Origin of the sequence: Aureimonas sp. AU12, assembly GCF_001463705.1 — a bacterium.
Classification (GTDB): Bacteria; Pseudomonadota; Alphaproteobacteria; order Rhizobiales; family Rhizobiaceae; genus Aureimonas.
In genome coordinates this window covers 19,401-41,780 of the sequence record NZ_BBWH01000021.1, presented here as the reverse complement: position 1 = coordinate 41,780, position 22,380 = coordinate 19,401, and the positions used below count along the sequence as shown (strand labels likewise).

General features: G+C 68.0%; 18 protein-coding genes and 1 pseudogene. 14 read left to right on the top strand and 5 right to left on the bottom strand.

Annotation, left to right across the window (positions count from 1 at the left end; translation table 11 throughout):
- Positions 1 to 185 precede the first annotated feature (185 nt).
- From AUL33_RS07885 to AUL33_RS07850, 8 genes are all read left to right on the top strand, one after another.
- The gene (locus AUL33_RS07885) at positions 186 to 581 is read left to right on the top strand and encodes a DUF2946 family protein (protein WP_156419325.1); all 396 of its coding nucleotides are present in this window, start codon (positions 186 to 188) and stop codon (positions 579 to 581) included.
- A 99-nt stretch (positions 582 to 680) separates the two neighbouring features.
- Positions 681 to 1,229 (top strand): copper chaperone PCu(A)C, encoded by a 549-nt coding sequence (locus AUL33_RS07880; RefSeq protein WP_062206262.1) that lies wholly within the window; start codon positions 681 to 683, stop codon positions 1,227 to 1,229.
- 363 nt (positions 1,230 to 1,592) lie between these two features.
- Entirely contained in the window at positions 1,593 to 2,963 is a 1,371-nt protein-coding gene (locus AUL33_RS07875; RefSeq protein ID WP_062206259.1) for a PepSY domain-containing protein, read from the top strand.
- 57 nt (positions 2,964 to 3,020) lie between these two features.
- Positions 3,021 to 3,542, top strand: a complete 522-nt coding sequence (locus tag AUL33_RS07870) for a YcnI family protein (RefSeq protein WP_062206256.1) — start codon at positions 3,021 to 3,023, stop codon at positions 3,540 to 3,542.
- Between the two features lie 70 nt (positions 3,543 to 3,612).
- Positions 3,613 to 5,235, top strand: coding sequence for a copper resistance CopC/CopD family protein (locus AUL33_RS07865; RefSeq protein WP_062206252.1), 1,623 nt, complete (start codon positions 3,613 to 3,615; stop codon positions 5,233 to 5,235).
- A gap of 130 nt (positions 5,236 to 5,365) precedes the next feature.
- The gene (locus tag AUL33_RS07860; protein WP_062206248.1) at positions 5,366 to 6,565 is read left to right on the top strand and encodes a GTP-binding protein; all 1,200 of its coding nucleotides are present in this window, start codon (positions 5,366 to 5,368) and stop codon (positions 6,563 to 6,565) included.
- Positions 6,566 to 6,802: 237 nt separating this feature from the next.
- A complete protein-coding gene (locus AUL33_RS07855) occupies positions 6,803 to 7,897 on the top strand; it encodes a catalase family protein (protein ID WP_062206242.1) in 1,095 nt (364 codons plus the stop codon).
- Positions 7,894 to 8,355 carry a hypothetical protein gene (locus AUL33_RS07850; RefSeq protein WP_062206240.1) on the top strand — a complete coding sequence of 154 codons (462 nt, stop codon included), beginning with the start codon at positions 7,894 to 7,896 and terminating at the stop codon, positions 8,353 to 8,355. The genes AUL33_RS07855 and AUL33_RS07850 overlap by 4 nt, the downstream gene beginning before the upstream one ends.
- A 227-nt stretch (positions 8,356 to 8,582) precedes the next feature.
- On the opposite strand, the gene AUL33_RS07845 is transcribed toward AUL33_RS07850, so the two are convergent.
- The 3 genes from AUL33_RS07845 to AUL33_RS07835 form a co-directional block, all read right to left on the bottom strand.
- Positions 8,583 to 9,008, bottom strand: a complete 426-nt coding sequence (locus AUL33_RS07845) for a MucR family transcriptional regulator (RefSeq protein WP_062206236.1) — start codon at positions 9,006 to 9,008, stop codon at positions 8,583 to 8,585.
- A 457-nt stretch (positions 9,009 to 9,465) separates the two neighbouring features.
- Entirely contained in the window at positions 9,466 to 11,214 is a 1,749-nt protein-coding gene (locus AUL33_RS07840; RefSeq protein WP_192843155.1) for a DUF882 domain-containing protein, read from the bottom strand.
- A 278-nt stretch (positions 11,215 to 11,492) separates the two neighbouring features.
- Positions 11,493 to 12,998, bottom strand: coding sequence for a sigma-54 dependent transcriptional regulator (locus AUL33_RS07835; RefSeq protein ID WP_062206534.1), 1,506 nt, complete (start codon positions 12,996 to 12,998; stop codon positions 11,493 to 11,495).
- A 109-nt stretch (positions 12,999 to 13,107) separates the two neighbouring features.
- On the opposite strand from AUL33_RS07835, the gene AUL33_RS07830 reads away from it, so the two are divergent.
- On the top strand, positions 13,108 to 14,925 hold the full coding sequence (locus tag AUL33_RS07830) for a M3 family oligoendopeptidase (protein ID WP_062206230.1): 1,818 nt from the start codon (positions 13,108 to 13,110) through the stop codon (positions 14,923 to 14,925).
- 384 nt (positions 14,926 to 15,309) lie between these two features.
- Positions 15,310 to 15,690, top strand: a pseudogene (locus AUL33_RS21560) (type II toxin-antitoxin system VapC family toxin); the annotation flags it as partial.
- 7 nt (positions 15,691 to 15,697) lie between these two features.
- Here AUL33_RS21560 and AUL33_RS07820 read toward each other — a convergent pair.
- Positions 15,698 to 16,663: a small ribosomal subunit Rsm22 family protein gene (locus AUL33_RS07820; protein WP_062206223.1), complete on the bottom strand. Its 966-nt coding sequence runs from the start codon at positions 16,661 to 16,663 to the stop codon at positions 15,698 to 15,700.
- Positions 16,664 to 16,806: 143 nt separating this feature from the next.
- Between AUL33_RS07820 and AUL33_RS07815 the strand changes: the two genes are divergently transcribed.
- The 4 genes from AUL33_RS07815 (at position 16,807) to hemH (ending at position 20,605) form a co-directional block, all read left to right on the top strand.
- The gene (locus AUL33_RS07815; RefSeq protein ID WP_062206221.1) at positions 16,807 to 18,252 is read left to right on the top strand and encodes a homospermidine synthase; all 1,446 of its coding nucleotides are present in this window, start codon (positions 16,807 to 16,809) and stop codon (positions 18,250 to 18,252) included.
- 130 nt (positions 18,253 to 18,382) lie between these two features.
- Positions 18,383 to 18,853 carry a nuclear transport factor 2 family protein gene (locus AUL33_RS07810; RefSeq protein ID WP_062206218.1) on the top strand — a complete coding sequence of 157 codons (471 nt, stop codon included), beginning with the start codon at positions 18,383 to 18,385 and terminating at the stop codon, positions 18,851 to 18,853.
- A gap of 132 nt (positions 18,854 to 18,985) precedes the next feature.
- The gene (locus AUL33_RS07805) at positions 18,986 to 19,363 is read left to right on the top strand and encodes a hypothetical protein (RefSeq protein ID WP_062206215.1); all 378 of its coding nucleotides are present in this window, start codon (positions 18,986 to 18,988) and stop codon (positions 19,361 to 19,363) included.
- A 180-nt stretch (positions 19,364 to 19,543) separates the two neighbouring features.
- The gene (gene hemH, locus AUL33_RS07800) at positions 19,544 to 20,605 is read left to right on the top strand and encodes a ferrochelatase (protein ID WP_062206212.1); all 1,062 of its coding nucleotides are present in this window, start codon (positions 19,544 to 19,546) and stop codon (positions 20,603 to 20,605) included.
- A 333-nt stretch (positions 20,606 to 20,938) separates the two neighbouring features.
- Here the strand turns inward: hemH and AUL33_RS07795 are convergent, their stop codons facing one another.
- Positions 20,939 to 22,228 carry a sorbosone dehydrogenase family protein gene (locus AUL33_RS07795; RefSeq protein ID WP_062206209.1) on the bottom strand — a complete coding sequence of 430 codons (1,290 nt, stop codon included), beginning with the start codon at positions 22,226 to 22,228 and terminating at the stop codon, positions 20,939 to 20,941.
- Positions 22,229 to 22,380 lie beyond the last annotated feature (152 nt).

Here is a 22,380-nt window from a genome sequence, read left to right as displayed (position 1 = left end):
TTGGGTCCGGCCGGGTGGCCGGTGGTCCAAGGCGTCGCAGCGGCATAGACGTCTCCCGCCTTGCGACACCCGTGCGGCGGCAGGCGTGCGGCCCCAATGTCGAGGCGCCGGCGCGCATGCGTCCATGATCCCGGTAGGCACGTGGGATCGGCCGTGCTATCGGCGGTGACCTCGAAGGGAGTCTCGTGGCCTTGAAGATGTGGCGCAATGGATCGAACCGATGGACGGCGACGCTCGCCGCTCTTCTGTTCGCGCTCCAGGTGCTGCTCATAGGCCTCACTGGCAGCGCTCAGGCGCACGACTTTCCCCGCGATCAGTTCGGCAACGTGATCTGCTCGCCGGCCGACGGATCGGCCGCGCATACGGGACTGGGTGACGCCGGTCATTCGTCGGGCAAGCTCGATTGCTGCACGCTCGGCTGCCCGATGTTCGGTGGCGCGATGGCACCGCCGCCGACACTCAGCGCCCTTCTCGTTCGCCAGCCGCTCGTGCGCACGGCCGTCTTCGTCCTCTTCGAGGATGTCGGCACCGGCGCGGTCGAGACGCCGCGACAGACCCGGGGCCCGCCCCTCTCGATCTGATCCGTGCTTCGTGTCCCGCTGCCTGCGCACCGGGATCGCTTCGCTCAAGATCCGGCCGCCGCCCCATCATGCCCGGCGCGCGCCCCGAGAGGTTCATTCATGTCCATCGTCCTTCGCGCCCTTGCGCACGCTGTCGCCGTGCGCCGCGCGACCGGGTTCGCCGCGCTTTTCGGCCTCTTCGCCGCCCTCTCGCCGGCGCTCGCGATCGCCCATGAATTCAAGGTCGGCGCAATCGAGGTCGAGCATCCCTGGAGCCGCGCGACGCCCCCCGGCGCCAAGACGGGCGCGGGCTATTTCGGGCTGACCAACACGAGTTCGACGCCGGACCGGCTCATCGCGCTGAGTTCGCCCGTCGCGCCGCGCGTCGAGGTTCACCTGATGGCCGTCGAGGGCGGCATCATGACGATGAAGCCCGTGGTGGGTGGCCTCGAGGTCCCCGCCGGCGGCAGCGTCGCGCTGGCGCCCGGCGGCTATCATCTCATGCTGATGGGCCTCACCCGGCCGCTCGTTCAGGGCGAGACGGTTCCGCTGACGCTGACCTTCGAGAAGGCCGGCGCGGTGACGGTGCAGCTCGAGGTCGACTCGATGGGCGCCAAGGCTCCCTCGCATGACGCGATGGGCGAGAACGCTGCCGGCCAGACCCGGTAGGCGAAACCCGCCCCGGACAGCCACGGGGCCGTTTGCCGGACGCGACCACCTCGGCTGAGTGCTCGGCGAGCCGCGCTTGGCCCCAGACCGTCGCCCCGAGGCAGGATCCGACATCGCGCGGCAACCGGCGGAGATGCCGGCGCATGTCATGTCGGTGTCCATCTCACCTTGGATGGATCGTCGATGCCTTCGTCCTTGCCGGCCGCGCCGGTCGAGGCGCGGGGCGTCCGACCCTGTGCCGGCACGCAGCGGCGCCTCGTCCGTTCGGCGCCCGCGCCGGTCGGGCGCTCCCCCACATGAACCGCACCGCCGGCCGAAGCGAACGGTCGTCGACCCCGTTTTTTCCGACCGCGAGGATGTCCGATGTCCGACACCACTCTCGACCGTGCGGGAGCCGCAACGCGCTCTCCCGCCGCCGCCGATCTCTACCGCGCCGTCTGGCGCTGGCATTTCTATGCCGGGCTCTTCGTCCTGCCCTTCCTCGTCACGCTGGCGGTGACGGGCGCGCTCTACCTCTTCCGCGACGAGATCGACGCGTTCGTCCATGCCGACGTGAAGCGGGTCGAGGTTCAGGAGGGCGTTCAGCGCGTCGCGCTCTCCGCGCAGGTGGCCGCGGCGCTCGCCGTCCATCCGGGAACGGCGGTGAAGTACACCGATCCCGCCGACGCCGGGGCGTCGAGCGAGATCACCGTGGCGGCGGAGGGCGGCGAGCGCCTCGCCGTCTACGTGAATCCCTATGACGGCCGCGTCCTCGGTTCGCTGCCGGACAAGGGGACGGTGATGGGAACGGTGCGCACTCTGCACAGCCTCAAGTATTTCGGTCCAGTGGCGCGCGGTCTCATCGAGATCGCCGCCGGCTGGGCGATCCTGCTGGTGGGCACCGGGATCTATCTCTGGTGGCCGCGCGGACAGAAGGGCGGCGTCGTCTCCGTGCGCGGCACGCCGCCCAAGCGGGTCTTCTGGCGCGACCTGCACGCCGTGACGGGGCTCTTCGTCGGCGGCTTCATCGTCTTCCTGGCGATCACCGGCATGCCCTGGTCGAACGTCTGGGGCGGGCAGGTGAACGCATGGGCGAACGGCAACAACTTCGGCTACCCCACCGCGCTGCGCATCGCCGTTCCGATGTCGGACGAACACCTCGACCACGTCGCGCCTACCACCTGGTCGCTTGAACAGGCGCAAGTGCCGCTGTCGCCCGCCGCAGGATCGGGCGCCTCATCGATCGGCCTCGATCGCGCCGTCGCGACCTTCGACCAACTCGGGCTGCATCGCGGCTATGCCGTCAACATCCCGTCCACGCCGGACGGGGTCTTCACGGGGTCCGCCTATCCCGACGATGTCGCCGCCCAGCGCGTCGTCCATCTCGACCAGTACACGGGCCAATCGCTCGTCGACATGTCCTATGCCGATTACGGGCCGCTCGGGCGCTGGCTGGAATGGGGCATCAACGTCCATCTCGGCCAGCAGTTCGGCCTCGCCAACCAGCTCGTCCTCCTCGCCGCCTGCGCCGGCATGGTGCTCCTGTCGATGTCGGCGGGGGTCATGTGGTGGAAACGGCGCCCGAAGGGCTCGATGGGCACCCCACCGATGCCCCGCGATGCCCGTGTATTCCGCGGGCTCCTCGCGATCCTCGTGGTCGGCGGCATCGTCTTCCCGCTCGTCGGCGCCTCGCTTCTCGTGATGCTGGCACTCGACTGGACGATGACCCGCCTCCGGCGGCCGCGCCTTGCCTGACGCTTCCCCGCAGCTCGCACCCCTCCCCCACTTGCTGTTCACCCCAAGGAAATCCCCATGAAAACCCTCATCGCGGCCACGGCCGCCATCCTGGCGGCGACCCTCGGCACCGCCTTCGCGCATGTCACGCTGGAAACGCAGGAGGCCAAGGTCGGCAGCGCCTACAAGGCGGTGTTCCGCGTCGGCCATGGCTGCGAGGGCGCCCCCACCACGACGATCCGCGTGCGGATTCCCGAAGGCGTGATCTCGGCCAAGCCGATGCCGAAGGCCGGCTGGGAGCTGAAAACCGTCAAGGGCGCCTACGCCAAAGCCTACGACTATTACGGCACCCCGACGACGGAGGGCGTGACGGAGGTCGTCTGGAGCGGCGGCAGCCTGCCCGACGACTTCTACGACGAGTTCGTGATGCGCGTGTACCTGACCGCGGACCTGCCGACCACGCAGGTGCTCTACTTCCCGGTCGTGCAGGAATGCCCGGAGGGCAAGGCCGAACGCTGGATCGAGATCCCGGCGACGGGCAAGGTGGCCGACGATTACGAGATGCCCGCTCCGGGACTGAAGCTCCTTCCCGAGGGCTGACGCGATGTCGGGCGCCACACGGCTTGACCCGCGCCGCGCCCGTTCCTCCGACACGTGGAAGGCACGCACCATGACCCGAACGATCCCGTCCGCAGGCCTTCGAGCCCTGGCGATCCTCGCCATCGTCCTCGCCGTCGTCTCGACCGGTGTCGTCGGCACCGCCTCGCGGGCATCGGCCCATGCCGCGCTGGTCGCCTCGCAACCGAGCGACGGCGCAGTGCTGGCGATGGCACCGGCGCGCTTCGATCTGCGTTTCAGCGAGGCCGTATCGCCGCTGACGCTGCGCCTCGTCGCGCCCGACGGGACCGTGACGGTGCTGGGCGGTGCCGAACTGCGGGACGGCGCGCTGGCGATCCCCGCGCCCGCCGGACTGACGGACGGCACGCATGTCCTCAGCTGGCGCGTCGTCTCCAAGGACGGACATCCCGTCGGCGGGTCGGTGGTCTTCTCGATCGGTGCCGCGAGCACCGGCGGTGCGCCCGTCGTCGCCGAGGTTGACCGGCCCATCAGGGCCTTCGTCTGGACGACGAAGCTGATGCTCTATCTCGGCCTCGTCTTCGGCGTCGGCGGCCTCGCGAGCGACGCCTGCATCCGGCGTCTCGGCGGCGGGGCACGAAACATCGTGCGCAGCGCTCTGCTCCTTGGCCTCGCCGCCGCGCCGCTCGCGATCGGGGCGCAGGGTCTGGACGCGCTGGGAGCCTCGCTCGGTGCGCTTGGCCAACCCGCGGTCTGGCAGGCCGGCGCAAGCACCAGCTTCGGGCGGACGGTGGCCTTCAGCGCGACGGCCTTCCTCCTCGCCCTCCTCGCCCTGGCGCTGCGGAGGCAGGCGGCGCGGCGGGCCGTCACGGCCCTCGCCCTTCTCGCCATCGGATGGGCGCTGGCGGCCAGCGGCCATGCCGGCAGCGCGTCGCCGCAATGGCTGACGCGCCCGGCGGTCTTCGTTCATGCGCTCGCCGTCGCCGCCTGGATCGGCGCCCTCGTGCCCCTCTGCCTCGCGCTTCGGGGCAACGGACCGTCGGCCTCGGCAAGCCTCCGCCGCTTTTCGTCGCTCATCCCGTGGGTCGTCGCGGCGCTCTTCGCCTCCGGCCTCATCCTCGCCATTATCCAGATCGGCACGCCCGCCGCGCTCTGGGAAACCGCCTACGGCCGCGTTCTCCTCGTCAAGCTGGCGCTGCTGGGCGTTCTCTTCGCCCTGGCCGGTGCCAACCGCTGGCGATGGACAGGCCCCACTCTACAAGGCGAGGCGATCGCCCGCCGTCGCCTCGTCCGCTCGCTCGCCGCCGAGATCGTCGTGGCCGTTCTCGTCCTCGGCACCGTCGCGCTCTGGCGCTTCACGCCGCCGCCGCGGGCGATCGTGATCGCCGCCGCGCAGCCGGCGAGCGTCCACGCCATGTCGGCCCGCGTGATGGCAGACCTCACGGTGACGCCCGGCCATACCGGTCCGGTGGTCGCAAACGTCTCGCTGATGACGATCGACTACGGCCCCGTGGATCCCCGGCAAGTCACCTTCGTCTTCTCGAACCCGCTAGCTGGCATCGAGCCGATAAGGCGCGCTGCGGAAAAGCCCGGCGACGGCACTTGGCAAGCCGATCTCTCGCTGCCCGTCCCCGGTCGCTGGGCGGTCCGCATCGACGTGCTCGTCGACGACTTCGTGCTGGAGAGGATCGAAGGCGAGATCGACCTTCGGCCGTGAAGCGCGGACCTCGATCGCGCGTCGGGGCGCGTGCGATCGAGGTCCGGTCGGCGAGGCCAAAGTGGGGAGCCGGCTTGCAGCATGTAATGTTATATCATAACAGAAATGGTATTGCTTGATGGAGATTGCTATGAACCGCCTGCCCGTTACCGTCCTGTCCGGCTTCCTGGGCGCCGGCAAGACGACCCTGCTGAACCATGTGCTCGCCAATCGCGAGGGCCTGCGCGTCGCGGTGATCGTCAACGACATGAGCGAGGTCAACATCGACGCTGCCCTCGTTCGCGACGGCGGGGCCGACCTGTCGCGCACCCATGAGCGACTGGTGGAGATGACGAACGGCTGCATCTGCTGCACGCTGCGCGACGATCTCCTGGCCGAGGTCCGCAAGCTGGCGTCGGAGGGTCGCTTCGACCATCTTCTGATCGAGTCCACCGGGATCTCCGAGCCGTTGCCCATCGCCGCGACGTTCGAGTTTCGCGACGAGGCGGGCGTCAGCCTTTCCGACATTGCGCGGCTCGACACGATGGTGACGGTGGTCGACACCGCCAACCTGCTCAAGGACTACGCGTCAGGCGCGTTTCTACGCGAGCGCGGCGAGACCGCCGGCGAGGGCGATGAGCGCACGCTCGTCGATCTCCTTGTCGAGCAGATCGAGTTCGCCGACGTCATCGTCCTGAACAAGGTCTCGAGCGCCAGCCCCGGACAGCGCGACGCCGCCCTCAAGATCATCCGCGCGCTCAATCTCGACGCACGCATCGTCGAGACCGATTTCGGCGTGGTGCCGCTGAACGAGGTTCTCGGCACCGGGCTCTTCGACTTCGAGCGGGCGCACGAGCATCCGCTCTGGTATCGCGAGCTCAACGGCTTTGCCGACCATGTTCCCGAAACCGAGGAATACGGCATCCGCTCCTTCGTCTATCGCGCGCGGCGCCCGTTCGACCCCCTGCTTTTCCAGGCCTTCGTCGGCGAGGCCTGGCCGGGCGTCATCCGCGCCAAGGGCTTCTTCTGGCTGGCGACGCGGCCCGACCATGTCGGCGAGGTCGCGCAGGCCGGATCCCTCGTGAAGACCGAGAAGCGTGGGCTCTGGTGGGCCTCGGTTCCCCGGTCGAAATGGCCGCAGACGCCGGAATGGCGGCGCCTGATGGAGCCCGTTCTCGATCCGGTCTGGGGCGATCGGCGCCAGGAGATCGTCTTCATCGGCACCGACCCGATGGACGAGGCCGCGATCCGCGCCCGGCTCGATGCCTGCCTCGTCGAGGCCGAGGCGTTCACACCTGCCGCCTGGACGAACCTGCCCGATCCCTTCGTCGCCTGGACCCGCGTCGCCTGATCGTCGGCGGCGCCACCCTTGTCGGGCAGGCTGGCGGACCGCACATCACCGCGTTCCGCCAGCCCGGACCAGAACCAGAATACGGCCAGAATCGTCATCGGCTTCCGCGAGCGAACCGTCCTGCCCATACCGACACACGCGGCAAATTACTTCGTGCGCTAAATATATTGGCAACAGGAATGGGAACGCGACACGACCGCGCAGCGTCTTCTTCTCAGATATCGAAAGGTTCCAGAGATGACGCCGTCCGCACCCGTTCGCTTTTCGCCGTCCGTCGAGGACATACAGCCCGACGAGGCCGCGACCATCGAAGGCCTGAACGAGACCTTCGACACCATCCTCGAGACGACGGCCAAGGATTACGGCCACGCCGTCCGCTCCGTGCATGCCAAGGCCCATGGCATTCTGGAGGGGACGTTGCGCATCGAGCCGAACCTGCCGCCGGAACTGGCGCAGGGCCTCTTTGCCGGGCCCGGCGAGCACAAGGTCTTCCTGCGCCTGTCGACCAATGCGGGCGACATCCTGCCCGACGCGATCTCCCTGCCCCGCGGCATGGCCTTGAAGATCCTCGACGTCGAGGGCGAGCGGCTTCCGGGCGCCAAGGGGACGACGCAGGATTTCATCATGGTCAACGGCCCGATCTTCCAGGCCAGGACCGCCAAGGATTTCCACGGCAGCCTGAAGATGCTGGCCAAAACCACCGACAAGCTGGAAGGCACGAAGACGGTGATGTCGACCGTCCTTCGCGGCGTCAATACGGCGCTCGAAGCCGTCGGCATCGAAAGCTCGACGCTCCAGTCGATGGGCGGTGCGCCCAACGTCGATCCGCTCGGCGAGACCTATTACAGCGTCACGCCGTTTCGCTATGGCGACTACATCGCCAAGTTCAGCGTCGCCCCGATCTCACCGGATCTGACCGCGCTGACGGGAACGAAGATCGATGCCAGCGGGCGTGAGAACGCGATCCGCGAGACCGTGCAGGCCGAGATGAAGGGGATCGAGGGCGTCTGGGAGTTGCGTGTCCAGCTCTGCCGCGACCTCGACAAGCAGCCCGTCGAGGATCCGACCGTCGAGTGGAAGGAAGACGAAGCGCCCTTCCAGCGCGTGGCGACGATCACCGCGGCACCGCAGGACAGTTGGGCCGCCGCGAAGGTGCAGGCGGTCGACGAGGAGATGCGCTTCAGCATCTGGACGGGCCTCGCCGCCCATCAGCCGCTCGGCAACATCAATCGCGCCCGCAAGGCGCCCTACCAGCACTCGGCGGATTTCCGCCAGCGCTTCAACGGTTGCCCGATGCACGAGCCGTCCGGCTCGGCGAAGGCCGGCGCATGAGCGACGCGCGGCTGTTCGGCGCCGTCGCAGGTGGACTGGTCGCGGGACTCGGCCTGACCGCGATGCTGGTGGCCGGTGAACGCAAGAGTGGCAAGCCCTCGGAACTCGCCGAACTCGAACGGGCAGCCGCGCCCCGCCTCGGTTTCGACGCGGCCGAAGAGACGGCCCTTCCAGGCCCAAGGGAGCAGGCGGTGATCCAGGGCGGTCACCTCCTACTCTCGGCCGCCGCAGCCGCCGTCTACGCGGCCTCGACCGACGAAGATGCCGACGTTCTCTCGTCCGGCCTCCTGTTCGGCCTCTCCTTCTACGGGGCGATGCATTGGATCGCGGGACCGCTTCTCGGCGTCAAGAAGCCGGAATGGCAGGCCGGTCGCGATACGATCGGGATGCATGCGATGAACCACATCCTGTTCGGGCTCATCACCGCGGCCGCCGCCAAGCTCGCCAGCCGGCGGTAATCTCGGCTCGTCGAATTGGGTCGAGGTGCCCGGCGGCACCTCGACCTTTTGAACCTACATCGATTCAGGTCGTCTCGGAGTGCCGACGCGGCCAACAAGTGTTTGGGTCTGAAAGACTGAACAGTCAGAGCGGATCGCCCTACAGACCTGGAATCATCGAAGAAAGATCGGAGGCTCGGCGCCTCAAGCGCCCCATCGACGGCCGCCTGCCGCGATCGGGTTGCGCCCTACCGTCCGCGGCGTCGCTTGTAACCCAGGCCCATCTGCTTGGCGAGGCGCGAGCGTGCGGCCGCATAGGTCGGCGCCACCATCGGGTAGTCTGCCGGGAGATCCCATTTCTCGCGGTATTCCTCCGGCGACATGTCGTAATGCGTCATGAGGTGGCGCTTGAGCGACTTGAACTTCTTGCCGTCTTCCAGGCACACGATGTAGTCGTCGGTGACCGAGCGCTTGATCGACACCGCAGGCTTGGGTTTCTCGGCGGGCGTCAGTGTCGGGACCGCGCTGGTACGACCGAGCGCCACGAAAACGTCCGAGATCAGTGTCGGGAGATCGACGACCGGCAGCGAATTGTTGCTGACATAAGCCGCGACGACCTCCGCCGTCAGTTCCATGATCATCTCGTTGTTGTCGATCTGTTCGATCCCGTCCATGTCCACCTATCCCGGTCGCTGGTCGCCAGATCCATGTCCGCCCCTCGGCAGGGCGTTCCCATGGATTTTCGCGTTCGCACGTCGCAATTCATCATCGCCGACAGCCGCTCAGAGCCATTCGGTCATGCTGAACGTCTTTGCGAGTGTCAAGTTTCACGGAGCGCGGCCAAAGTTTTGCCTGACGAAAACCTGTGAAATCCCTTGTCGAGTGGGGATATCCACGACGGCATTGGTGGGGAAAACTCGGCACCGCACGCTATGAAACTTTCACAGATGCGCGAACGTCTTGGAACCCGGACCACGGCATTTCAACGGCGGATGGTGCGTCAACAGATCCAGCGGCGGACTGCCGGACGTACATGACCAACGAGTGCCAGGGCAGGACGAGACACTGACTTGGCATGGCAACCCGCACCGTCGCGCGGGTTGCCATGGAGATGGATGCCGGCGAACGCCGTCAGTCGATCTTGTGAACCGGCAGGAAGTTCACCGCGGTGCCTTCGAAATGCTGCGTTCCCGCGGGCGAGACGCCCTTGGCCGAGAAGCCCTTGGCGAACACCGCGGCGGGCAGGTTGCCGATCAGGCCGTCGGCCACGGGCCGCGACAGCTTCGTCTCCATCGCCCGGCGCTCGGGATTGGTGATCAGCGACGCGATCTCGATCCGGCGGGCGATCGTCGCAGCCGAGGCTGCGGCGGGACGCGGAGCCGGCTTGGCGGCTGCGGCCAGCGCAGCATCGTCACCGACGACGCGGCCACCCTTGGCGCTACCGCTCTTCTTCGCGGCGGCAACCGGCTTGCCGGCGGGCGCGACCGCCGCCGGCGGTGCGGGCTGGCGTTCGAGCGCTGCGACGAGGAACGGCTTCTCGGCCGGCGCCGCGACCTTGGCCGTCGGCAGCATCGCCGCGGCGATCTGCGAGACCTCGGGCCGCTCGGACGGATAGGCGACGGGGATCGCGGCAGGTGCAGGGCCAGCGGCGTCGGGCATGGCCGCGGCGATGATGGCCTCGGGCGTCAGTTCGGGCTCGCTGCCGATCATCCGCGGCGTCGGCAGGGCGGCCTGCTCGTTGCGCAGGACCGCCTCGAAGGGCGGACGAGCGCGCGGCATCGGCACGGCGTAGGCGAGCTGGCCGGGCGCAGCGGGCGGGGCCTCTTCCTCGAGCGCGGCCACAAGGGTTTCGTCCAGAGTCTGAGGCACGACGGCGTCCGCCTCGGCGGGGCGCTTGGGCGCTGTGGTCGGCAGGGGAACGCGGACGGGAACGAGCGCGGCGACTTCGGTCTCGACGGCCGCGGCGGGAAGCCCGGCCGGCGGCTGTTGGGCGCGCGGCACCGAGCTGTCGAACGCGTCGCGGTCGGGCATCGGCACGCCGGCGGGCAGCACGGGCGGTGCGACGGGCTGCGGCGCGGCGCGCGACGGCCTGACGGCGGCGATCTGGACCTCGGGCTCCGGCGCGGCGCGAGCCGGTGCAGCCGGCTTGCGGGCGACCGGCGCCGAGGTGGCCTCGGCCTCGTCCTCGGCTTCGTCGGCTCCGCCGCCGAAGATCATCGCCAGAAGCGACTTGCCGCCGCCCGAACGTCCGGAGGACGAGGCGATCTGGATGTCGTTCGAACCCTTGCGCTTGTTGTAGGAGGCGAGCGCGGTCTCGTAGCCCGGCAGCGGCTTGCCGTCGGCCGGAAGATGGATGGTGTTGCCCTTCGGAAAGACCTGCGCGAGCTCGGAGCGGCTCATGCGCGGCCAGTAGCGGCCCTTGCCGGTGTCGAAATGGACGAAGGGCGAGCCCGATCGCGGATAGTAGCCGACGCCGCCGAGCTGGATGCGCAGGCCGATGTCGCGGATCTTCTTCAGCGGCACGTCGGGCATGAAGAAGTCGACGGCCTTGCCGGACATGTGGAGGCTGGTGCCGGCGACGCCCGACGAGCGCGAGCGGAGCATCTTGTTCGTACCGGGCGAGCGGTAGCCGCCGATAATGTGAATGTAGCCGCGCGATCCCGACTGCTGGTAGGCCTCCCAGAGGAGGTCGAGGAGCTTGGGGTCCATGTTGGTGGGCTTGCTCTCGCGCCAGTCGCGCAGCGCCCAGTTGGCCTTCTTCAGGCCGTCCGACAGGTACTTGCCGTCACGCTTGAACGTGATCTCGGTCTTTTCCTGGAGATGGACATGGTAGAGCTTCAGCGTTCGGGTCTCGGCCTGCGCTGCCGTGACCGACACCATGGCGGCGAGCCCGGCTAGAAGAACCGCGGCGCGTTTGACCACACGTCGCGATACGCATTCGGTCCATCCGAACATGCGGCTGTTTCCCCCGGATCTCGCGCCGATCATTCGTTCCCCAATGTCGGCGACGAGAGCTCTGTTTCTGGAGACTCTCATCGACAAGGACTGCGGCACGAAAATGACACTCGTTCAATTTCTTCGCTAGTACACGGGAAAATGGTTAACTGACAATGAAAATGGCGTCGACCGGCGGGGGTCGCCCGTGCGACTCTGTCGGTTCACGTCTGCGCGAAACGCTCGAGACCATACCCTCGCATCTTGCGGTAGAGGGTCGAGCGGCCGATCCCCAGATGACGCGCGACCGCGGAAAGCCGGCCTTCGTAGCGATCGATCGCCGCCGCGATGAGGCGCTTCTCGGCATCGGCCAGCGTGATGATCTCACCATTCCCGCTCATCAGCGAAATCCTGTAGCCGGCTTCCGGTTCTGCCTCTTGGCCGGTCACGAACTGGTCAGCCGGATTTACGGCGGCTGGTCCGGCCGTCCCTTTCGCATCGCCGGCGGCGCTGGGTTCCGCGTCGGGCGAGGGCACCACGCCGAAGTCGGCGGCGGTCAACGTCTCCCCCTCGGCCAGCACCGCGGCGCGGTGCACGGCGTTCTGCAACTGGCGGATGTTGCCCGGCCAGTCCTGCGACTCCAGAAACCGGAGTGCGTCCTCGGCCAACGCGGCCACCCCGGCGAACCGCAGGGCGAAGGCCCGTGCCAGCGCCGCGATCTCGTCGCGCCGATCGCGCAACGGCGGCAGCGCGATCGGAAACACCGCGAGACGATAGAACAGGTCCTCGCGGAAGCGCCCGTCGGCGACGTCGCGCGCCAGATCGCGATGCGTGGCGGCGATGATGCGCAGATCGGTGCGCACCGGGCGCGAGGCGCCGACCGGATCGATCTCCCCTTCCTGCAGCGCCCGCAAGAGCTTGACCTGCACCTCCGACGCCAGTTCCCCCACCTCGTCGAGAAACAGGGTGCCGCCGTCCGCCTCGCCGAAGCGGCCGAGGGAGCGCTGCGTCGCGCCGGTGAAGGCGCCACGCTCATGGCCGAACAGGATGCTTTCGGCGAGATCGCGCGGCAGGGCCCCGCAATTGACGGCGACGAAGGGCGCCCCGGCGCGCGGCCCCGCCTCGACGATGCGCCGGGCCAGCCATTCCTTGCCGGTGCCGGTCTCGCCCTGCAGCAGCACGGGGATCGCCGAGCGTGCGGCCTTGTCGGCGAGCCGTAGCGTTTCGGCCATGGCGCGGCCGAGTGCATGTCCCGTAGAGGTCTCGATGCCCGGTTCGGCCGCCAAGGTCGATCGCCCGCTCGCACCCTCCCCCCCGTCGGCTTGGCCCGCACGGCAGGCGGCCGCGATCGCCGCCGTGATCTTGGCAGGAGAGGCCGGCTTGACGAGAAAGTCGCAGGCCCCGGCGCGCATCGCTTCCACGACCGTATCGATGCCCGCCCGCGAGGTCTGAACCACCGTCGGCGGAACTTGCAGACCGGTGGCGCGCAGTCGCGTCAGGAGGTCGAGCCCGTAGCCGTCGGGCATCATGAGATCGAGCACGAGCGCGTCGAAGGCCGGCAGGGCGGGATCCGTCAGGCGCGCGAACGCCGCTTCGAGCCCGCCGGCGCGCTCGGTGCGACCGCCCGCCCGCGCAACGGATGCCTCGACGAGCCGGCATTGCACGGGATCGTCGTCGATCACGAGAATGGCGAAGCCGGAGGCCTCGATGAGTTCGCTTTCTTGGCGCATCGTCATAAGTCTGGCACGGGACGTGTGAATCTTTCGCTGTCGCGCCGGCATCGTCACGCCGGCCGCGAGCGCATCGGCTCACCGCCGCCGCCTTTCGACGAGGACATCGATGACCGCATCCCCATCCCACGCCCGGCCCGCCGCCGACGATCTCGGCCCGCTTCCCGAATGGAACCTCGCCGACCTCTATGCCGGGATCGGCGCGCCGGAGGTCGAGGCCGACATCACGGCCGCGGCGAAACGCGCGAGCGCCTTCGCGGCGCGCTGGCGCGGCACGCTGGCGGCACAGGCCGCCGCCCCCGGCGGGGGCACGCTGGGCGAGGCCGTCGCCGAGTTCGAGGCGATCGAGGAAATCCTCGGCCGGCTCGTGTCCTTTGCCGGCCTCGTCTATTCCGGTGACACGGCCGACCCCGGCAATGCCAAGTTCTACGGCGACATCCAGTCGAAGGTCACCGACATCTCGTCGTCGCTGCTCTTCTTCCCGCTCGAGCTGAACCGCATCGACGATGCCGCGATGGACGCGGCGATATCGGCCGACCCGGTGCTGACGCGCTACCGGCCCTGGCTCGTCGACCTTCGCCTCGACAAGCCCTACCAGCTCGAGGACCGCGTCGAGGAGCTGTTCCACGAGAAGTCGGTGACCGGCCACGGCGCCTGGAACCGCCTCTTCGACGAGACGATGACCTCGCTGCGCTTCGAGGTGGACGGCGAGACGCTGGCGCTCGAGGAGACGCTGAACCTCCTGCAGGATCCCGACCGTGCTCGGCGCCGGGCCGGCGCCGAGGCGCTGGCCGCCGTCTTCGGCGCGAACCTTCGCACCTTCACGCTGCTGACGAACACGCTTGCCAAGGACAAGGAGATTGCCGATCGCTGGCGCGGCTTCGCCGACGTCGCCGATTCCCGCCATCTCGCCAACCGGGTCGAGCGCGAGGTGGTGGACGCGCTGGCGAGCGCCGTCGCCGACGCCTACCCCACGATCTCGCACCGCTACTATGCGCTCAAGGCCCGCTGGCTCGGGCAGGAGACGCTCGAATTCTACGATCGCAATGCGCCGCTGCCGGGTGCCTCGCGCCGTTCCATTCCCTGGGACGAGGCGCGCGCCACCGTGATATCAGCCTATCGGGGCTTCGCGCCGGACATGGCCGAGATCGCCGACCGCTTCTTCGAGGATCGCTGGATCGATGCGGGCGTTCGCCCGGGCAAGGCGCCGGGCGCCTTCGCGCACCCGACCGTCCCCTCCGCGCACCCCTACGTGCTCCTCAACTATCTCGGCAAGCCGCGCGATGTGATGACGCTCGCGCACGAGCTCGGCCACGGCGTGCATCAGGTCCTGGCGGCGCCGCAGGGCGCGCTCATGGCCTCGACGCCGCTGACCTTGGCCGAGACCGCCTCGGTCTTCGGCGAGATGCTGACCTTCCGCTCGCTTCTCGACGCCACCACCGACAAGGCCGAGCGCAAGACGCTGCTCGCCTCGAAGGTGGAGGACATGATCAACACGGTGATCCGCCAGATCGCCTTCTATCTCTTCGAGCGCGAGCTTCACACCGAGCGGCGCCAAGGCGAGCTGACGGCGGAGCGGATCGGCGAGATCTGGGTCGAGGTTCAGGGACGCTCGCTCGGGCCGGCAGTGCATCTCGGCCCCGGCTACGAGACCTTCTGGACCTATGTCCCGCACTTCATCCACTCGCCGTTCTACGTCTACGCCTACGCCTTCGGCGACTGCCTCGTGAACTCGCTCTACGCCGTCTACCAGACTTCCGAGAGCGGCTTTCAGGAGAAGTATTTCGCGATGCTGGAGGCCGGCGGCACGAAGCACCACTCGGAGCTTCTCGCCCCCTTCGGCCTCGACGCTTCCGACCCCGCCTTCTGGCGCCAGGGCCTCTCCGTCATCTCCGGCTTCATCGACGAGCTGGAGGCGATGGAGTAGCGGCGCGAGGCCGGCTCGCGTCATGATAGTCTGGAACGATGGGTCGGATGCCTGAGGCGAGGACGGCCCAAGGACCATCGAGGTGGCAGATGACAGTGCTTAAATTGTCGGAAGATGGACATCTGGTCCTTCCCGAGGACATGCGCCGTGTCCTTTGCCTCGCGGCGGGAGACGAGGTCGAGGTGGCCCTCGAAGGACGCAGTCCGCGGGTGAGCGCCCCTACGGGTTCTAAACCCTCGGCGACAGGGATCGACATCGGCCCTTGGCTCGGTCGCGGCCGGTCCTTCCGGTCGAGCGCCGCTGTCGATCGCATCTCGACGGGCTTCGTGACGAATGGGATTGAGCGAGGCGCTGTCCGGTCAACGCGTCTAGGTCGATGCGAACGTCTTCATCTATCTCATCGAAGCGGTCGAAGAGTTCGGCGAGGCTGCACAGGCGTTTCGTCACCTCCTGATCGAGCGCGCGTTCGAGGCCTTCACCTCGAACCTCACGCTCTGCGAAGTCCTCGTTCAGCCCTTCCGGCGCGGCGCCGACGAGGACGTCGAGGCCTATCGTTCGCGGATCGAGACCTCCGGCGCCTTCATGCCCACACCGATCGACACTTCGATCCTGATCGAGGCCGCCCGGCTTCGAGCGACCTTGCGTCTGCGAACGCCCGCCGCCATCCACGTCGCCTGCGCTCTCAGTGCGAACTGCACCGCGTTCCTGTCGAACGATCGACGACTGCAGCTTCCGTCCTCGATCGAGCGCGTCGATTTCGGCTGAACCGCCGTCAGCCCACCGCATCGCCCCAGTCGGCACGCCGGGCCTCGCGAAAGCGTTCGCCGTTGCGCTTCGTCACCAGCGTCTCGGCCAGCGCGCCGTCGGGGCTGCAGAGCTTGAGCTGGACCTTGCCGCTGCCGGCGCGCGGCGGGGCGAGGACGCGGTTGCGCTGCACGGGAACCGGGGCGCGCGAGGCCGCGAGATAGATGAACTTCTCGTCCTCGAAGGGCACCACGGCCTCCTTCGTGCGCAAATGAATGCGCGTGCGTGCCACCCGCTGCGCGAAATGGCACCAGTCCGGCGGCGTCACCGGACAGGTGCGTTCATGGGCGCAAGGGGCGGCGATGGCGGCGCCGAGGGCCAGCAGGCGATCGCGCACCAAGAGGATCCGCCGCCAGCCGGCGGGCGTGCCGGGTTCCACCACGAGAAGGACGCCGGCGGTCCGCTCCCATAGCCGATCCACCAGCATCGGCAACGCGGCGGGGTCGAGTTCGTCGAGCACGTAGGAGATCGTCACGAGATCGGCCGCTGGCAACGCCGTGAGATCGGCACCGAGCGTGCCCTCGCGCCAGTCCGGGGCGAAGCCGAAGCTCCCCTCGGCCAGCCGCTCGCCCATGCGGCGGATAGGGCGGCTCGCTTCGAGCAGCGTCGCGGCGTCGATCTGCGGCCAGCGCCCGGTGGCGGCCCAGAGCGCGGTGCCCGGCCCGGCACCGACGTCGAGCAGGCTTTTGGGCTCGAAACCAGGCAGCGCCTGCGCCACCGCGTCGATCGATGCGGCGAGCGCGGCGAAGGTCGCGGGAAGGCGGGCGGCGATATAGGCGCGGGCGAAGAGATCGTCCGAGAGATGCAGCCGCCCGTCGCGCGTCTCGGCCCGGTAGCGCCCCGACAGGATCTCGCCGGCGCGCGCGAGGTCGGCGGTCGGCACGCCGACCAGCGCGGCATCGACGGCGGACCGGAGCGGGCGCGGCAATTCCATGATCGGCGAGCGCCTTTGCGGGATGCGGGACGGGTGGCGCGGGCATCCCGGCACAACCCGGCGCCGCTTTGCCCTTTTATTTGACAGCGTTCTGCTCTAGCCCGGCGGTTCAGACAAGAGTCCAGCCCGAAGGGAAAATCCGCATGGCGCACGAGAACCACCCGGTTCATGCCGAGATCACCGGTCCGATCGTGATGATCGGCTTCGGCTCCATCGGCCGCGGGACGCTGCCGCTGATCGAACGTCACTTCAAGTTCGACAAGTCGCGCATGACCGTCATCGACCCGCGCGACAACGACCGGCACCTTCTCGACGAGCGCGACATCAAGTTCGTGCAGGAGGCGGTGACCCGCGCCAACTACAAGGACCTTCTCACCCCGCTGCTGACGCAGGGCGAGGGCCAGGGCTTCCTCGTCAACCTCTCGGTCGACACCGGTTCGGTCGATCTGATGCGCATGTGCCGCGAGCTCGGCGTCCTCTACATCGACACGGTGATCGAGCCCTGGCTCGGCTTCTACTTCGACGAGAACATGTCGAACGCCGACCGCACGAACTATGCGCTGCGCGAGACGCTGCGCAAGGAGAAGCGCAAGAACCCCGGCGGCACCACGGCGGTCTCCACCTGCGGCGCCAATCCCGGCATGGTCTCCTGGTTCGTCAAGCAGGCGCTCGTCGATGTCGCGCGCGACACCGGCACCGAGTTCGAGGAGCCGGGCCCGGACGACCGCGAGGGCTGGGCCAAGCTGATGAAGAAGGTCGGCGTCAAGGGCATCCACATCGCCGAGCGCGACACGCAGGTCGCCGCGAGCCCCAAGCCCCGCGACGTGTTCTGGAACACGTGGTCGGTGGAGGGCTTCCTGTCGGAGGGCATGCAGCCGGCCGAGCTCGGCTGGGGCACGCACGAGAAGTGGATGCCCAAGAACGCCAAGGAGCACAAGAAGGGCTGCCAGGCCGCGATCTACCTCGAGCAGCCGGGCGCCAACACGCGCGTGCGCTCCTGGTGCCCGACGCCCGGCGCCCAGTACGGCTTCCTCGTGACGCACAACGAGTCGATCTCGATCGCCGACTTCTTCACCCATCGCAACAAGGAGGACGAGGTCACCTATCGTCCGACCTGCCACTACGCCTACCATCCGGCCAATGACGCCGTACTGTCGCTGCACGAGCTGTTCGGCGCCGCCGGCAAGATCCAGCCCGAGCATCACGTGCTCGACGAGAACGAGCTGGTCGAGGGCATCGACGAGCTCGGCGTGCTGCTCTACGGCCACGAGAAGAACGCATACTGGTACGGCTCGCAGCTCTCGCTCGAAGAGACCCGCCGCATCGCGCCCTACCAGAACGCCACCGGCCTGCAGGTCACCTCGGCGGTTCTGGCGGGCATGGTCTGGGCGCTCGAGAACCCGGAGGCCGGCATCGTCGAGGCCGACGAGATGGACTATCGCCGCTGCCTCGAGATCCAGCGCCCCTATCTCGGTCCGGTGAAGGGCTACTACACCGACTGGACCCCGCTGACCGACCGTCCCGGCCTGTTCCCGGAAGACCTCGACGAGAAGGATGCCTGGCAATTCCGCAATATCCTCGTTCGGTAGAGGACGAAGGATAAACAAGCGTGGAAAAGCCGCGGCAACGCCGCGGCTTTTCGCGTCTGCGCTGGTCATTGTCCGGCGGCGCACTACCATCGTTGCTCAAGTGCTTGATGCACTTACAGGAGCGACCCGCATGGGCGAGTTTTCGAGCGAGGCCCAGAAGCGCAGGGCGGTGGTCAAGGAGATCATGGACGCCGTGATGTCGGGCTCGTCCGGAACCATTGCCCGCTACTTCGCGCCCGGCGCCGTCTTCTCCAACAAGAACAATGCCGGCATCATCGACGCGCCCTGGTTCGACCGGATGGAGGGCGAGTACCGGCTGAACGGCGAAGAAGAGGCCAAGTCCTTCCTCAACGCCCTTCTCAAGCGCGCGACCTACATTTCCTACAAGCCGCGCGGCACGATCGTCGAAGGGGACGACGCCGCCAGCCGCTGCGACTGGACGCGACAGGACGAATCCAACGGCTCGCTCGTCACCGGCACCACCATGTACTGGTTCGGCTTCACCAGCGACGGGCGCATCCGGTCGATCGAGACGATCGGCTCCATCCATTCGGTGATCGCCGCGCGCCGGTCCGAAAACTCGGTCGGCCCCGTGCTGTAGCGACGGGGCATCGGGAGAGAGCCCGAGGATGGCCGGGGAACCCGGCCGCTCCATCGGTCGAATGCCATGACTCGCGCCGCGAAATCCCTTAAAATTGTTCTCACCCGATTCCCGCTCGAGGAGCACCCCGACATGCGCCGTTCTTTCCTTCTGCCATCCGCGTTGGGTGCCGGACTGCTTCTCGTCGGCTGCCAGACGCAGCCCCAGCAGCAGATCGCGCTGACGCCGCAGGCGCCGGCCGGCATCGAGGGCAACTGGTCGTCGGTCGGCGGCCCCGTCGCCTACACCGCCTCCTTCGCGGGCGGGCGCTTCACCTCGAAGGAAGCGGCGACCGGCGCGGTGCTGGCCGATGGCAACTACACCAAGACCAACCCGACGCAGGCCAGCATCATCTATCGCTCGCGCACCCGCAACGAGTCGGTCTCGGTGACCTGCAACCTGATGTCGGCGAGCCGCTTGGCCTGCGTCAATTCCGGCGGCAGCCGCTTCGAGTTCAGCCGCCGCGCCTGATGCGCATCCGCGTTCGGGCATCGCTGCGCCTGAGCCCTCTTCCCGGCCCGGCGCGGATGGGTCGCATTGTGCGGCCCGGTGCCCTCGGCCATATCTGCGGCGCGGCGGTCCGGCCCGGACCGCCGCGTTTCGTTCGGGTCGTTCCAAGGCCCGCCGCGCCATCGACAGTCCGGATCCCTCATGAACGCTCGCGCCGAGATCTCCCCAACCACCGCCGTCGGCCCCCTGCCGACCAGCCATCCGGTCGTGCGCGCGAAGAAGATCGGCGTCCTCCTCGTCAATCTGGGCACGCCCGATGGCACCTCGTACCGGCCGATGCGGCGCTACCTGCGCGAGTTCCTGTCGGACAAGCGCGTCATCGAATGGCCGCGCGCGGCGTGGTTCCCGATCCTCTACGGCATCGTCCTCAACACCCGGCCGAAGAAATCCGGCAAGGCCTACGAGGAAATCTGGAATCACGAGCGCAACGAGAGCCCGCTGCGCACCTTCACCCGCGCGCAAGGGGAGAAACTGGCGGAGCGAATGGCTGGCGATGTGAGCGTCATCGTCGACTGGGCGATGCGCTACGGCCAGCCCTCGATCGCCGAGCGGATGGACGCGCTGATGAGCCAGGGCTGCGAGCGCGTGCTCTGCTTCCCGCTCTACCCGCAATATGCGGCCTCGACCACGGCCACCGTCAACGACAAGTTCTTCGAGCACCTGCAGGCGCAGCGCTGGATGCCGGCGGCCCGCACCGTGCCGGCCTATCACGACGAGCCCGTCTATATCGACGCGCTCGCCCGCTCGATCGAGACACATCTCGCCACGCTCGACTTCGAGCCCGAGCATGTGCTGACCTCGTATCACGGCATTCCGCAGAGCTATTTCCGCAAGGGCGACCCCTACCACTGCCACTGCCAGAAGACCTCACGCCTCCTCGACGAGCGCCTCGGCTGGCCGAAGGGGCGGCTGATGACGACCTTCCAGTCGCGCTTCGGGCCGGAGGAATGGCTGCAGCCCTACACCGACAAGACGGTGGAGGCACTGGCGCAGAAGGGCGTGAAGCGCATCGCCGTCCTCAATCCCGGCTTCGTCTCCGACTGCCTGGAAACGCTGGAAGAGATCGCGGGCGAGGCCGGCGAGATCTTTCTGCACAATGGCGGCGAGAAGTTCGCCCACATCCCTTGCCTCAACGATTCCGAGCCCGGCATGGACGTGATCGAGCACATGGTCCGCCGCGAACTGCGCGGCTGGCTCGACTGAGGGTTCGGGGCGCCGGACCCTCTCCTGTCACGACACTCCCTCTCCGCTTCGTCATCCCGCCCCGAGCCGGGAGATCCAGGGCGCTGTCGTCCATTTCGGCAGGCCCTGGCAGGAACGAAAGAACCACTGTGGACCGGACGCGTAGCGGCATGGATCCCGGGTCGAGCCCGGTATGACGATCCTGAGACGATGACAGCGAGTTCGCATGCTGAGAAGCTGAGCTGAGAAGGCCGAACGCTCGAACCTCAAAGCCATCATGAAACGGCGTCAACGGTCCCCATCGCACGCGACCGGGCGAGCCGGTCCTGCCAGCCCGCCCGCCCGTCTCTCCGTTCAGTCCGCCGCGGCGACGCGCCAGATCGTGTTGCCGGCGTCGTCGGCGATGAGGAGCGAGCCGTCGGCGTGCGCTGCGAGGCCCGTCGGCCGGCCGTAGACCTCGCCCGCCGCTTCGTCGCGGAAGAAGCCGGTGAGGAAGTCGATCGGCTGGCCCGAGGGCTTGCCGTCCACGAAGGGCAGGTAGAGCACGCGGTAGCCCGCATATTGCGAGCGGTTCCACGAGCCGCGCTGTGCCACGAAGGCGCCGTCGCGGAACGCTTCGGGGAAGCTGGCGCTTGCCGGGAAGGCGATCGACATGGTCGAGGTGTGGGCGCCCAGCGCGTAGTCGGGGACGAGCACCTCCTTGTCCGCCACCTTGGCGGTCGGCTCGATGCGCGGATCGCGGTTCTTGCCCCAGTAGTAGAAGGGCCAGCCGTAGAAGCCGCCGTCACGAACGCTGGTGACGTAGTCGGGCACGAGATCGTCGCCGATGTCGTCGCGCTCGTTCACCGCCGTCCACAGCGCGCCGGAGGCCGGCTCGAAGGCGAGGCCGTTGGGATTGCGCAGGCCGCTGGCGAAGATGCGGTGATCCGTGCCGTCCGGGTTGATCTCGTGGATCGCCGCGCGGCCCTCTTCCTCGGCAAGCCCGTATTCGCCGGCATTCGAGGCCGAGCCGACCGTGACGTAGAGCTTGGTGCCGTCGGGATTGGCAACGATGTTACGCGTCCAGTGATTGTTATAGCCGCCGGCTGGCAGTTCGAGGATCTTCGTGCCCTCGGCCGTGATCTCGGTCTCGCCGGGCTTGAACGGATAGCGCATCACGCCGTCGGTATTGGCCACATAGAGGAAGTCGCCCTGCGCCAGCATGCCGAAGGGCTGCGACTGGTTCGCCAGAAGCGTAAAACGACTGTCGGAGACGCCGTCCTTGTCGGCATCGCGCAGCAGCGTGACGCGGTTGGCGCTCTCGGCCGCCGATCCGTCGATCGAGCCGGCATCGGCCTTGATCAGCGTCGACGCTTCGGCGACCAGCACATCGCCGTTGGCGAGGACATGCAGCCAGCGCGGATTGTCGAGGCCGCGTGCGAAGGCCTCCACCTCGAACCCATCCACAGCCTTCGGCTTGCCGCCCTCGGCCCAGCCGATAACGCTGACACGCTTGATCGTGCCCTCATGCGCCTTATCGATGGCCGGCAAGTTGGGGTCTGCGCCGACCGCCGGTACGTCGGCAATCGGGGTCTGCGCCTGCGCGGTGGCAGCGCTGAGCGCGAGAAGGCTGGCGGCGACAAGAAAGGGTCGAAGTCTCGGCATGTGGCGGATCGTCCTTTGCGCAGGATGCGTTGAAAACGCTCGCGCGTCGAATGACCACGCGAATTCATCCGCGCAATTAATCGCGCACGACCGGCCTTCAACGGCGCGCCTCGGCCGGTCAAGCGATCGTGTGCCAGGCGTCTGCGCCCCCT